The organism is Pseudarthrobacter oxydans (genome assembly GCF_030812335.1).
Classification (GTDB): Bacteria; Actinomycetota; Actinomycetes; order Actinomycetales; family Micrococcaceae; genus Arthrobacter; species Arthrobacter oxydans_B.
In genome coordinates, this window is the sequence record NZ_JAUSSN010000001.1 from 1 (window position 1) to 12,484 (window position 12,484).

Consider the following 12,484-nt stretch of genomic DNA (forward strand, 5'->3'; position numbering starts at 1 on the left):
TGGTATCAACAAACTTGGCACACTATTGAGTTCTCAAACAACAGACACACCCGGCACCACCACAACCTCAGCCGTGGATCGCTCCGGAGCAACTTCCCAAACTTACCCGAACCAGCGAAGCTTTGCAAACCAGCGTTTCCGCGACCAGCAACTCCACCAAACCAGGCCCCCACCCTCAAACAGCACGCAAAACCACGAACCATTTTCAGGATGTTTGTCAGGGGGTCGGTCGCAATCTCTCCGCATCAGCGGCGGCGACTCGAATTACTTTACACACCCCACCGACCACACACAAATCCACCCCCACACCACCCCCCACCCCCCCAAAAACCCCGCCACCACACGGAACCCAGGCCGCAGGACTCCGTGTTCTCCACCGGAAACCGGGAAAGCCCTTCACGTGTACTGGCTCACATCCACCGCCCTACCTGGCAGCCGGGGCCGGTTTCCCCTCCTGCAGACGCAACTGTCCGCCGTCGGGCCTTAAATGCAGGAAGGGCCGGCGCCAAGAGGCGCCGGCCCTTCTTCAAGCCACTGGCTTCAGGGGTGCTGAATTACCAGGAAGACTTCGTGATGCCCGGGAGCTCACCGCGGTGAGCCATGTCGCGGAAGCGAACACGGGAGATGCCGAACTTCTGGAAGGTACCGCGCGGGCGGCCATCGATGATGTCGCGGTTACGCAGACGTACCGGTGAGGCGTTGCGGGGCAGCTTCTGCAGGCCGAGGCGTGCAGCTTCGCGTGCCTCGTCGGTCGACGCGGGGTCAACCAGAGCCTTCTTCAGTTCGAGGCGCTTTGCAGCATAACGCTCGACGATGACTTTACGCTGTTCGTTCTTAGCGATCATTGACTTCTTAGCCATGTGTTTAGCGCTCCTCTCGGAATTCGACGTGCTTGCGGATGCGGGGGTCGTACTTCTTCAGAACCATGCGGTCCGGGTTGTTACGACGGTTCTTCCGCGTCACGTAGGTGTAACCCGTGCCCGCGGTCGACTTGAGCTTGATGATCGGACGTACGTCCTTGTCCTTAGCCATTAGAGCTTCACTCCTCGTGCCAGGATGGCGGCTACGACTACGTCGATGCCACGCACGTCGATGGTCTTGATGCCCTTTGCAGAGAGCTGCAGAGTGACATTACGGCGCAGGGACGGAACCCAGTAGCGCTTCTTCTGGATGTTCGGGTCGAACCGGCGCTTGTTGCGACGGTGCGAGTGCGAAATGCTGTGTCCAAAGCCCGGCTCGGCTCCGGTCACCTGGCAGTGTGCTGCCATGACGACTCTCCTCAAAAATAAATGAAACGATCGGCGGAGTTCCCGCGTAACCGTGCGGCAGGCGGCGTCCGCATCCAGCGCCCACAGGGTTCCGGCAGTAGTCAGGCAGCGGTGTGAACCGACTGCTTTCCGCACTGCGGCGAAGATTGTGGGCCACGGTTACCGGGCGGCGGAATCCTTTCGGATGGCCACCGCGAAGTACCGGGATGCTGGGCGAATACAGGAGTGCACGCAACTTGAGCCCCTAACTACCGGCCATTAGGACTGCCAATTTTTCAGACAGATCCCGCCAACCGGAGCAATTGCACACGCTCCGCGCCACCTAGCGCCTACCAAGTCTACGAGCTTGACGAATTAAAGACCAATCCGGCATCTGACGGTGTATAAGGGGCGAAGCCCGGTTCCGTGCGAAGTCACATCGACCCCCTAGCGGTTTCACAGCCAATTGATAGGCTGCGGGCGGACCGTGGAGCCATGAACTCCTCACGCCCGATGGCCGTGCCGGCCACGGCACGCCGCACTCCCGTGGAGCCGTTCCGCGGTCAGTCCCGGAGCCGCTTGTTCCGGGCGGACCTGCTGACCGTGCTCGCGTGGGCCTCCGTGGCCTTGACCGTCGCACTGTGGCTCGCCGACGGCGGCGCCGCCGGATTCTCGACGCTGGCCGGCTCCTTCACGGCCCTGGGAGTCGTTGCCGGCCTCGCCGGCATGGATCTGGTGTTGCTGATGTTGCTGCTGGCGGCTCGTATCCCGGTGATCGACGGCGCCGTCGGGCATGACCGGGCGCTGGAATTTCACCGCCAGCTCGGCAAACCGTCGCTGTATCTGCTGCTCGCGCACGGAATCCTCATCGCAGTCGGATACGGGATGGCCGAAGGGCTCGATCCGGTCAGTGAGCTCGTGGCCCTGTGGGTGCTGGTCCCCGACATGTGGCTCGCCATCGTGTCGATCGGGTTGTTCATCGCCGTGGTGGCCGAGCGCGGCAATCACATCTGGCGGGCCGGGGCAGACCGGGCCGGAGCCGGCCGGACCGGGCTCGGACCCCTCGATTTCCGCCAGGTGTCGGTGGCCGCCGCGGACATTCTCACCGCGGATGTGCTCGCGACGGCGGTCGTCGCCGGCGGGAGGCGGTTGCTGAACTGGGCCACCGACAGCTGGGACGTCGAGGTGCTCGCCGTCCTCGGCAGCGGGGAACTGCTCGCGACGCCGGGGTTCCGTGCCTAGAGGTGCGTGAGCCGGGGGTAGCGCGGTGTCAGTCCGTCGCCGGAGGACTTCCCCGTGACGCGGCGGACCACCCACGGTCCGGCGAATTCGCGGACCCAGCGGGCGTTGGCGCGGATGGCCTCGGTCCGGCTGAGTTCCGGCACCGGGGTCATGGGCGGGACATCGATGGAGTGGTCGTGCTCCAGGACGGTGAGGACGCGCTTGGCCATGTTCGCGTGGCCCGCGGCGGACATGTGCATCCGGTCGGTCGCCCACATTCCCCAGTCGTAATACTCGCTGAAGCGCCAGTAGTCCACCAGGAGGGCGCCGTGGTCCCCGGCGATGCCGCGGACCAGTTCGTTGTAGATCGCGGTCCGGCCGCGCGTCGTGCTGAAGATCTTCGAGCCGCGGGAGTCGAAACCGGTGAACATCACCACGGTTGCGCCGGTGGCCGTGAGTTTGCGGATGCCGGCGTCGTAGTCCACTAGCAGGTCATCGATGTCCACCTTGGGCCGGAGGATGTCGTTGGCCCCGGCGTAGATGCTCACCAGGGTCGGTTTGAGGGCGACGGCGGCGTCGACCTGTTCGGCCATGATCTGGCGCAGCTTCCGGCCGCGGATGGCGAGATTGGCGTACCCGAAGCCGGGGTCGGCGGCGCCCAGCTGCTCGGCCACGCGGTCCGCCCAGCCCCGGACGCCGTTGGGACGGGCGGGGTCGTCGTCGCCGACGCCTTCCGTGAAAGAGTCGCCAAGGGCTACATAACGCGACGTGAAATCCATGGATCCAGTCTGCCAGCAGTTGCCCCAAGCAAACAAAGCGGGGCGCAAACAAGCGGGCGCCGCAGAACCGCTATTCGCGGATCCGGACCGCCGTTTCGCGCAGGTACTGCTCCACGCGGGTGTAGGCGTCGCGGGTCAGGGCCTTCCAGAGGGCGATGGCCAGGCGCGGGTCGGCGGCTTCCAGCTCGGAGATTGCCTCCGCGCTGAGCACCATGACCTCCACCGGGCCGACCGCCCGGACGGTCGTTTCCTGCCGGTTCCCGCTGCCCAGCGCGAGTTCGCCAAAGGTCATGCCGGCGCTGAGTGTATTCAGCTTCACGCGGTCCGCGGTGGGTCCCGGGGACGTGCTGCTGACGCGTCCCGAGGTGATGAAGTAGACCCCGCCGAACCGCAGCCCGACGCGCCGGATGACGTCGCCGTCGTCGTAGGACTTCGGGGTCATCAGCGCCTCCAGCGCCGCGGCGTCTGCCTCCTCCAGCGGCGCCAGCGCGGGTGACGCGGTGACCGGCACGTGGTCCGGGAGCAGCAGGTGGTCCCCGTGGCGCTCCAGCAGGCGGTTTTCACAGTATTCGACGGCGGCGCTCCGGGACGCGAAGGACGGCACCTGGCGCTGCGCGGACAGCCCCAGGGCTTCCGTGACGGCACCATCCGCCTCAATCAGCACCAGTTCCCGGCCGGCGTCGGTCATCCCCTGCCTGGCCTTGGCCAGCATGCGCACGGCAACCTCGCTGACCTGGTCGGTGCGGCGCACGTCCAGGACCACCAGCTCGACGTCGTCCGCCAGGCTGCTGAGTTCCCGCACCATGGACTCGGTTCCGGCGAAGAGGAGGTCGCCGTTGACTTCGATGACCCGCGCCCGGTGGCCGTGGGCACGCAGGACGTCGGCGGCCTCGTCGTTCCGGCGGATGCCCGAGGGCGTCTCGGTCACGTCGTACGCGGCGAGGATGGCGGACCGGCCGGTCCGGGCCGCGCGGACGAAGTGGAGCTCCATGTCCCGGGAGAGGCGCTGTGCCGTTGCCAGGCCGCGGACGCTGCTGCCGTGCTCATCCAGCGGCGGCGAGTAGACGGCCAGGCCCACCTGGCCGGGCAGCACGGCGATGATTCCGCCGGCCACCCCGCTCTTTCCCGGCATCCCCACGCTGCTGATCCAGGCCCCGGCGTCGTCGTACATGCCGGAGGTCATCATGACGGACAGCACGCGTTCCACCGGCCCGATCTCCAGCACCTGTTTGCCGCTGAGCGGATTCCGGCCGCCGTTGGCCAGGGTGGCGGCCATGATCGAGAGGTCGAAGCAGTTCACCAGGACCGAGCACTGGCGGAAATAGTCCTCCAGGACCGGCGTCGGATCGTCCTCAATGATGTTGAAGGACCGCAGCAGGTACGCGAGCGCCGTGTTGCGGTGGCCGTGCTTGAGCTCGGATTCGAACACCTTCTCGCTGACCGAGAGCTGACGGCCGGCGAAGGCGGAGTAGGTGCTGAGGATCCGCTTGAACCCGGACTGCCCGCCGGATCCCCTGATCAGCGAAGTGGCGGTGAGGGCGCCGGCGTTGATCATCGCGTTGGCCGGCCGGCCGGTCCCTTCGGCCAGGGAGATCTCGTTGAACGAGTCCCCGGACGGTTCCACGTCCACCTTGGCGTCCACGGCCTCGGCGCCGAGGTCTTCCAGGGCCAGCCCGTAGGTGAAGGGCTTGGAGATGGACTGGATGGTGAATTCCTCGCGGGTGTCACCGATCTCGTACACCGTGCCGTCCACGGTCGCCAGGGCGATGCCGAAGTTGTCCGGGTCCACGGTGGCCATCGCCGGAATGGTGCTGTAGGGCTTGCCGTCCTTGAGCTCGGCGATCTCGGCGTGGATCTGGCGCAGGTAGCTGTCGATCGGCGATTCCATAGTGCCAACACTAGGCGACGGCGGGTCGCGGCAGGCCTCGCGGCGGCCCTTACGCCTGCTTGCTCTCCCGCAGGATCCAGTGGTCCTTGTCCAGGCGGCCCACGATCTTCTCGCCGATCCGGGCGAGGTCAGCGACGTCCTTCTCGTTCAGGGCGTCCAGGAACAGCGACCTGACCGCCTCGACGTGTCCTGGGGCGAGCTCCTCGATAGTGGCCATTCCCGCGTCGGTAAGGTGCGCCGTCGTGACCCGGGCATCCCCGGGGTGCGGACGGCGCTCCACCCAGCCGCGGCTTTGCAGTTTGGTGACCACGTGGGACAGCCGGGACAGGGACGCGCTGGTGCGCGCGGCCAGTTCGCTCATGGGCAGGAAGCGGCCGTCGGCCTCGGAGAGCATCGCGAGGACGTTGTAGTCGAAAAGAGAGAGCTTGCGCGCATGGTGCAGCTGCGTGTCCAGTGCGGCCGGAAGCAGGGTGTTGATGCTCACTTGGGCCAGCCAGGCCCGGCGTTCGTCGGCGTTCAGCCAGCGCGGTTCAGTCATGGATACAGTCTAGGAGCATTGAAGCTTGACGGTTCAACTTCGCGGGATTCCATGACCGGGAGAATCCCGCCCGGGCGCCGCGGACAGACGCTAGGCTGACCCTATGTATGTAGTCTCCCTGACCTATAAGGTCCCCGAAGAGATCGTTGACTTCCATCTTCCGGCGCACGTGACGTGGCTGCAGGACGCCTTCGACCAGGGCATCTTTATGGTCGCGGGGCGGAAGATCCCGCGCACGGGAGCCCTGCTGCTCTCCAACGCGGACCGCGACGCCCTGGATGCCTCGCTGGCCAGGGACCCGTTCTATATCAACGGAGTGGCCGAGTTCGACGTCGAGGAGTTCCACGCGAGCCGGGTGGCGCCGGGCTACGAGAACCTGCTGGACAGCTGACGCCCGCTGGCCCCGCGTGGAGGAACCCCTGAAGAGGAATGGGGTCAGTCCGCGGGGACCTTGGCGGTGAGTTTCTTCAGTCCCGCCTTCGGCGGAACCCTGACCGGCGCCGGCCAGCGCGGGCTGAGCTCGTCCCCGAGCGTGACGCCCCGGAGCTTGCGCGCGAAGAGCGGCAGCACCCAGTCGCTGACCCAGCGCCGCTGTCCGCGCCCCCGGTCGCGGAGGCCGAGTTTCGCCGCGGGCGCCCATTCCTTGGGCTTGACCTTGTGCGCAACCCCGAGCTGGCCCAGGACCTGGCCGGCGAGATACTTGTGGCCGGCCTTGGACATGTGCAGACGGTCCGAATCCCACATCCGCGGATCGTAGAACGCATCGAAGCACCAGTAATCCACCAGCACCGCCTCGTACCTCGCCGCCACCTCGCGGACCCGCTGGTTGTAGAGGGCGTTCCGCCGCTTGAGGGGTTCCAGCAGCGCCGAGACCCTGACGTCGAAACCGGTAAAGAGCACCACGGTGGCCCCGCTCGCGGCAAGCCTGGCGACGAGGTATTCGTAGTCCTTCATCAACGCGCGGATGTCGGTCCCGAGATCCAGGATGTCGTTCCCGCCCGCGTACAGGGTGATCAGGGTCGGTTCCATGGCCAGCGCGGGTTCGAGCTGCTCCGCGATGATCTGCCGCAGTCTCTTGCTGCGGATGGCGAGGTTGGCGTATTGCCACCCCGGGTCCGCCCTGGCCAGCTGCTCCGCCACGCGGTCCGCCCAGCCGCGGACCCCGTTGGGCAGCCGGGAGTTGTAGTCCCCCACCCCCTCGGTGAAGGAATCCCCCAGTGCAACATAAACCCGCCGCCCGTCAGCGCCCGGGGACAGAAGCTTCTCGGCCATACCGCCCACGCTAGCCAACCCGGACGACGCCGGGGTGAACAAGCGGGGCACAGCAGGTGCGGGAGCGTCGGAACAATAGGCGCAACAGCTGCGGGAGCGTCGCCTAGAGCTCGGCCTTCCCCTGCCGCCAGTACCCCATAAACGCCACCTGCTTCCGGTCGATCCCGACATCCCGCACCAGGTACCGGCGCATCTCCTTGACGACTCCCGCTTCACCGGCAATCCAGGCGTAGAACGGCATTGCCCCCGCGGGCTTGTCCGGATTCCGGCTGGCGCTGATCGCCGCGGCGTCCATCCGGGCGGGGGTCTCCCAGAGGATGTCGTGGTCCACGTTGACGTCCTCGGGCTCGGGTCCCGCCGCAGGCTCAACGGAGGGCCGGAGCCCGACCCAGCCGGGGAGGGTCACGGCGGCCCGGACCGCTTCCTGCAGCATTTCGCCGTGCGGACGTGACCGGCCGATCGCCGCACCGCGCGCGAGCCAGGTGATCTCGACGTCGGCGGCTGTCGTGATGCCCTGGAAGTCGCCGGCCTCCGGAACCTCGAGGATGGCATGCCCGCTGAAGTACGGCGGCAGGCTCTCAAGAATGGCGCTGATGGCAGGGACGGCCGTCTCATCACCGGCCAGCAGGACCCGCTGGGCCATCCCCGGACGCCATTCGATCCCCGAGTAGGTTTCGGCGGTGACGCAGTGCGCGGCCCGGTTGTTGGGTCCGATCAGGGTCAGGGTGTCCCCAGGTTTGGCGTTGCGGGCCCAGTTGGCGGCCGGTCCGCCGTGGCCGGCGGCGTCGAAGTGCATCACGAAGTCGACGTCGAGTTCCGGGTAGACGGCGTCGAGGCGTTCCTGCCGCACGGTGTAGGTGCGCATGGACCCGCGGGTTTCAGGATCCATGGCCAGCCACTCGCGGTACCAGCCGGCCTGCTCCGTCCGGAATTCCGGCAGCGGCAGCGCGGTGCCGTCGGGCGCCAGCGAGGGGATCATGAGTTTGATGCGCAGGTCCAGGGTGCTGCCATGGACACCGAAGTTCCGCAACGAATAGCCGCCCAGGGTGACCCGCCGGAAGTTCGGTCCGAGCTCCTGGACCGCCGTGACCTGGACGTCGAAGGCCTGGGTCATGGGCTCGGTGGCGGGTGCGGTTTTGAGGGCCGACCGGGTGCGGGCCGGGGTGGGGTTCGTGGCAGTCATGGGACCAGCTCCAGGGTTGTGGTTTGCGGGACGGCGGCATGGTGGCGGCCCACCGGGATGATCAGGGGTGCCCCCGACACCGGGTCCGAGAGCACCCGGGACTCCAGGCCGAACACCTCGCGGACGAGTTCCTCGGTGACGACCGACCGGGCGGCGCCTTCGGCGACGATCTGTCCGTTCTTCATCGCGATGATGTGGTCGGCGTACCGCGCGGCGAGGTTGAGGTCGTGCAGCACGATCGCCACGGTGGTGCCGCGCTGCTTGTTGAGGTCCGTGATGAGGTCCAGGACCTCCACCTGGTGGGTGAGGTCCAGGTAGGTGGTGGGCTCATCCAGCAGCAGCACTTCGGTCTCCTGGGCCAGGGCCATCGCGATCCACACGCGCTGCCGCTGCCCGCCGGAGAGCTCGTCCACGTTCCGCCCGGCGAGTTCCAGCGTTTCGGTGGCGGCCATCGCCTGCTGCACCGCACGCTCGTCGTCCGGGGAGCCGCCCGCGGACCGGAAGAATCCCTGGTGCGGGTAGCGGCCGCGGCCCACCAGGTCCCGGACGGTGATGCCGTCCGGCGCCGTGGGATGCTGCGGCAGCAGGCCCAGGGTGCGGGCCACCTCGCGGGCGGGTCTGCGGTGGATGTCCCGCCCGTCCAGGGTGACGGTGCCGGCGGCAGGCTTGAGCAGCCGGGCGAGGCCCCGGAGCAGGGTGGACTTTCCGCAGGCGTTGGCGCCGACGATCATGGTCACCTTGCCCTCCGGGATTTCCGCGGAGAGCCCCTCGATCACGGTCCGCTGGTCGTATTTGAGCCGCAGGCCGGAGGTCTGGAGAGTTGCCATCTCAGGCGTCCTTTCGGTTGGAAGTGACGAGCAGCCAGAGCAGGAACGGGGCGCCGAGGGCCCCGGTCACCACCCCGACCGGCAGGACCGTTCCGGCCAGCAGGAGCGGCGCGATGTTGGCGGCAAAGTAGTCGGCGCTCAGCACGATCAGCACCCCGGCCAGGGCCGACGCCGGCAGGCTCGCCTTGCGGACGAACCGGCGGGCGATCGGCCCGGCGAGAAACGCGACGAACGCCACGGGCCCGGCGGCCGCCGTCGCCGCGGCGGCAAGGCCGACGGCGGTGACCACGATGCCCAGCCGGGCCGCCCCGACCCGGACGCCCAGGCCCGCCGCGGTGTCGTCGCCGAGTTCGAGGATGCGCAGCGGCCCGGCGAGGACCGCGACGGCGGGCACCAGCACGAGCAGGGCGAGGCCGAGGACCCCGGCCCGGTCCCAGTTGGCCGAATTGAGCGAGCCGTTGAGCCAGATCAGGACCTCGGCGGCGGTCCGGATGTCCGCCCGGGTCATCAGGAAGCTGACCACGGCGTGGAGGGCGGCGGCGATCCCCACTCCGGCGAGGATCAGCCGGCTGCCGGCGGCGTCGCCCCGCTGTCCCCCGGAGCCGAGGGATCCGCTGCGGGAGATGCCGTAGATCAGGGCGGCCACGGCCAGGGCACCGGCGAAGGCGGCACCCGAAACCACGGCACCGGACGCGCCGAAGACGACAATCGCGGTCACCGCCGCGGCGCTGGCACCGTAGCTGATCCCGATCACGTCCGGACTGGCCAGGGGGTTGCGGAGCATGGTCTGGAACAGCGCGCCGGACAGCCCGAACGCGGCCCCGATCAGCGTTCCCACAACGGCGCGCGGCAGCTTGTGCTCCATCACGATGAAGCTCGCGCCCGGAATCTTCTCGCCTGCGGTGAGGTGCGCGGCCAGGATCCTGAAGAAGTCGGGAATGGTGACGGTATAGCTGCCCAGGAGCACGCTGGCCGCGAAGAGTGCCACGACGGCCAGGGCCAGGATGCCCGTGCGGTTGAGCACGGCCCCGCGAGGTGCGAGAAAACGCCGATGCTTGGGCGGAACATGGGCGCCAAGTGTCACCTCGGCGGGGGATTCCCGGGCGGGGGGTGTCACGTCGGGGGCGGGCCGGACCTGCGCTGCGGGCCGGACCTGCGCTGCGGGCTGGGTCTGCGGGGCGGTTGTCATAGCCCGGCCCCCTTGCTGCGCCGGACCAGCCAGACGAACACCGGGGCACCGACGAGGGCGGTCATGATCCCGGCAGGGACTTCACCCGGAAGCAGGATCACGCGGCCGATCATGTCGGCGGTCAACAGCAGTGCCGGGGCCAGGACCAGCGAAAAGGGCAGGATCCAGCGGTAGTCGGGGCCGGTGAGGAACCGGACGGCGTGCGGAATGATAAGTCCCACGAAGCCGATCGGGCCGGCCAGCGCCGTGGCCGAGCCGCAGAGCAGGACGATCCCAAGGGCGGTGATGCCGCGGGCCAGCCCGACGCGCTGGCCCAGGCCGCGGGCGATGTCGTCGCCGAGGGCGAGGTTGTTGAGGATCCGGCCGGTGGCGAGCACAATCACGGCCCCCAGCAGCAGGAACGGCAGGCCCGGGAGGATCACGGACCAGTCGCGGCCGGCGATCCCGCCGACCTGCCAGAACCTGAAGCGGTCCAGGGTGTCCCGGCTGGAGACCAGGATGACGTTCATGAGGGAAAAGAGACCGGCGCTCAGGGCGGCGCCGGCGAGGGCGAGCTTCACCGGCGTCGCGCCGTCCCGGCCGAGTGAGGCGATCAGGTAGACCACGACGGCGGCGGCCGCGGCGCCGACGAACGCGAACCAGATGTACCCGGTCAGCGAGGACACGCCGAAGATGTAGATTCCGGTGACGACGGCCAGCGCGGCGCCGGCGTTGATGCCGATAATGCCCGGGTCGGCGAGCGGATTGCGGGCAACGCCCTGCATCGCGGCTCCCGCGAGCCCGAGGGCGGCCCCGGCCAGCAGGCCCAGGACGGTGCGCGGGATGCGGGCATGGACAACGGCGTGGTCGCCGTCGGCCGGATCGAACCGGGTCAGCGCCTGCCAGACGGTGTCCAGGGCCAGGCCCCGGGCTCCGATGGCGAACGACGCCAGGGTCACGAGCGCCAGCACGACGACGGCGGCCAGCAGCCAGAGCACGCGCGGTCCCCGGGCGGGGACGGCAACACCCGTGGGTGTCTCCGGGGCGGGCCGGGCGGCTGCGGAGACCGCCGTCGTCGTCAGTTGGCTCATGGGATTGTGCCTACTTCACCGCGGCAGTGACGTTGTCCGCTGCGGTGGCCAGCTGCGGCAGGAACGTGTCCAGCGACCACGGCAGGCTCAGCGGCGACGAAGCCGAGATGGACAGCGTCAGGGTGTTGTCCGAGTCGGCAACCAGGGTGCCCTTCTTGATGGCCGGGATCTGGCCGAGCAGCGGGTCTGCCTTGATGGAGTCGGTGGTGGCTGCGTCCGGAACCCAGGTGACGAAGATGTCGGATTCGAGTTCGTTGGCCTTCTCGGCGGACCACGGGATGAAGAACTCCTTGGAGCCCTTGGAGTTATCTTCCACCACGGGGGCCAGCTTCATGCCGATCTCGCTGAGGAAGCGGGGGCGGTTGTCGTTGGCGGTGTAGACGTTGACTCCGTCAGGCGAGGCGGGCTCCAGGTTGCCGTAGATGAAGCTCTTGCCGGCGATCTGCGGGTACTCGGAGACCTTTTCCTTGATGGTGGCCTCGGTGTCGGCGACCAGCTTGGTGGCTTCGGCGTCCTTGCCGAGGGCCTTGCCGATGATGGCGGTGGAATCCTGCCAGGAGGTTCCGTAGGCGATCTCAGGGTGGGCCACCACGGGGGCGATTTCGCTGAGCTTCTTGTAGTCCTCCTCCGTGAGGCCGGAGTAGGCACCGAGGATGACGTCCGGGTTGAGCTTGGCGATCTCGGTGAAGTTGACGCCGTCGGCCTCGGAGAACTGGACCGGGGCCTTGTCCGAACCGAAGCCGGCGCCGAGCTTTTGGAGTGCGGCATCCTTCCACGGGGTGGATCCCTGGTCGTTGCCGCCCCATTCGTTCTTCGGGACACCCACGGGAACCACACCAAGGGCGAGTGCCACATCGTCGTTGACCCAGGACACGGTGACGACGCGCGTCGGCTGTTCCTTGATGGTGGTCTCGCCGAACACGTGCTTGATGGTCACGGGGAAGGCGGAGCTGGCCGACTGGCTGGGGGCGTCCGCCGCCGTCGAGTTGGCCGGGCCGGTGGAGCAGGCCGTCAGGGACAGCGCGACGGCGGCGAGAGCAGCAGTTGCCTGGCCGGTGGCGCGGAGGAAGCGGCGTCTGGGCACGGTGCGGCCCGGGGCAGGGAGAGGCATGGGATTCCTTAGGTCAATGATGCGAACCCAAGTAAGGCTAGCCTATCCTTGCGGAAATTACGCAAACCTTTCGTAACCTAATAGGCGGAACCGCAGCCCTACCCCCGCTTTAAATAGCAACGCGGGGTCACCTACGGCCCATCCCGGCGGGGATTATGG

14 protein-coding genes are annotated in these 12,484 nt (G+C 67.9%); 2 read left to right on the forward strand and 12 right to left on the reverse strand.

Annotated features, from left to right (window positions below):
* Window positions 1-554 precede the first annotated feature (554 nt).
* Genes rpsN through rpmB form a run of 3 tightly spaced genes read right to left on the reverse strand, consistent with a single transcriptional unit; the run spans window position 555 to window position 1,268 of the window.
* On the reverse strand, window positions 555-860 hold the full coding sequence (gene rpsN / locus J2W14_RS00005; RefSeq protein WP_011693742.1) for a 30S ribosomal protein S14: 306 nt from the start codon (window positions 858-860) through the stop codon (window positions 555-557).
* Between the two features lie 4 nt (window positions 861-864).
* Window positions 865-1,032 (reverse strand): 50S ribosomal protein L33, encoded by a 168-nt coding sequence (gene rpmG, locus J2W14_RS00010; protein ID WP_307456590.1) that lies wholly within the window; start codon window positions 1,030-1,032, stop codon window positions 865-867.
* Window positions 1,032-1,268 carry a 50S ribosomal protein L28 gene (gene rpmB / locus J2W14_RS00015; RefSeq protein ID WP_056342125.1) on the reverse strand — a complete coding sequence of 79 codons (237 nt, stop codon included), beginning with the start codon at window positions 1,266-1,268 and terminating at the stop codon, window positions 1,032-1,034. The genes rpmG and rpmB overlap by 1 nt, the downstream gene beginning before the upstream one ends.
* Before the next feature lie 474 nt (window positions 1,269-1,742).
* Between rpmB and J2W14_RS00020 the strand changes: the two genes are divergently transcribed.
* The gene (locus J2W14_RS00020) at window positions 1,743-2,489 is read left to right on the forward strand and encodes a ferric reductase-like transmembrane domain-containing protein (protein WP_307456593.1); all 747 of its coding nucleotides are present in this window, start codon (window positions 1,743-1,745) and stop codon (window positions 2,487-2,489) included.
* Here J2W14_RS00020 and J2W14_RS00025 read toward each other — a convergent pair.
* From J2W14_RS00025 to J2W14_RS00035, 3 genes are all read right to left on the reverse strand, one after another.
* Window positions 2,486-3,247 (reverse strand): SGNH/GDSL hydrolase family protein, encoded by a 762-nt coding sequence (locus tag J2W14_RS00025; RefSeq protein WP_307456596.1) that lies wholly within the window; start codon window positions 3,245-3,247, stop codon window positions 2,486-2,488. The two genes, J2W14_RS00020 and J2W14_RS00025, sit on opposite strands and share 4 nt — an antisense overlap.
* A gap of 70 nt (window positions 3,248-3,317) precedes the next feature.
* Window positions 3,318-5,135 carry a glutaminase A gene (gene glsA, locus J2W14_RS00030; protein ID WP_307456599.1) on the reverse strand — a complete coding sequence of 606 codons (1,818 nt, stop codon included), beginning with the start codon at window positions 5,133-5,135 and terminating at the stop codon, window positions 3,318-3,320.
* Window positions 5,136-5,184: 49 nt separating this feature from the next.
* The gene (locus tag J2W14_RS00035) at window positions 5,185-5,673 is read right to left on the reverse strand and encodes a MarR family winged helix-turn-helix transcriptional regulator (protein WP_307456603.1); all 489 of its coding nucleotides are present in this window, start codon (window positions 5,671-5,673) and stop codon (window positions 5,185-5,187) included.
* Window positions 5,674-5,776: 103 nt separating this feature from the next.
* On the opposite strand from J2W14_RS00035, the gene J2W14_RS00040 reads away from it, so the two are divergent.
* Window positions 5,777-6,064: a YciI family protein gene (locus J2W14_RS00040; protein WP_307456606.1), complete on the forward strand. Its 288-nt coding sequence runs from the start codon at window positions 5,777-5,779 to the stop codon at window positions 6,062-6,064.
* Window positions 6,065-6,108: 44 nt separating this feature from the next.
* On the opposite strand, the gene J2W14_RS00045 is transcribed toward J2W14_RS00040, so the two are convergent.
* The 6 genes from J2W14_RS00045 to J2W14_RS00070 all read right to left on the reverse strand — a co-directional run bounded on the left by J2W14_RS00045 (window position 6,109) and on the right by J2W14_RS00070 (window position 12,325).
* On the reverse strand, window positions 6,109-6,945 hold the full coding sequence (locus tag J2W14_RS00045; protein WP_307456610.1) for an SGNH/GDSL hydrolase family protein: 837 nt from the start codon (window positions 6,943-6,945) through the stop codon (window positions 6,109-6,111).
* Between the two features lie 103 nt (window positions 6,946-7,048).
* Window positions 7,049-8,059: a siderophore-interacting protein gene (locus J2W14_RS00050; RefSeq protein ID WP_370871172.1), complete on the reverse strand. Its 1,011-nt coding sequence runs from the start codon at window positions 8,057-8,059 to the stop codon at window positions 7,049-7,051.
* Window positions 8,060-8,124: 65 nt separating this feature from the next.
* Window positions 8,125-8,955, reverse strand: coding sequence for an ABC transporter ATP-binding protein (locus J2W14_RS00055; protein ID WP_307456614.1), 831 nt, complete (start codon window positions 8,953-8,955; stop codon window positions 8,125-8,127).
* 1 nt (window position 8,956) lies between these two features.
* Window positions 8,957-10,144: a FecCD family ABC transporter permease gene (locus J2W14_RS00060; protein ID WP_307456617.1), complete on the reverse strand. Its 1,188-nt coding sequence runs from the start codon at window positions 10,142-10,144 to the stop codon at window positions 8,957-8,959.
* Entirely contained in the window at window positions 10,141-11,214 is a 1,074-nt protein-coding gene (locus J2W14_RS00065) for a FecCD family ABC transporter permease (protein ID WP_307456620.1), read from the reverse strand. The genes J2W14_RS00060 and J2W14_RS00065 overlap by 4 nt, the downstream gene beginning before the upstream one ends.
* Before the next feature lie 10 nt (window positions 11,215-11,224).
* Window positions 11,225-12,325, reverse strand: a complete 1,101-nt coding sequence (locus J2W14_RS00070; protein WP_307456625.1) for an iron-siderophore ABC transporter substrate-binding protein — start codon at window positions 12,323-12,325, stop codon at window positions 11,225-11,227.
* Window positions 12,326-12,484 lie beyond the last annotated feature (159 nt).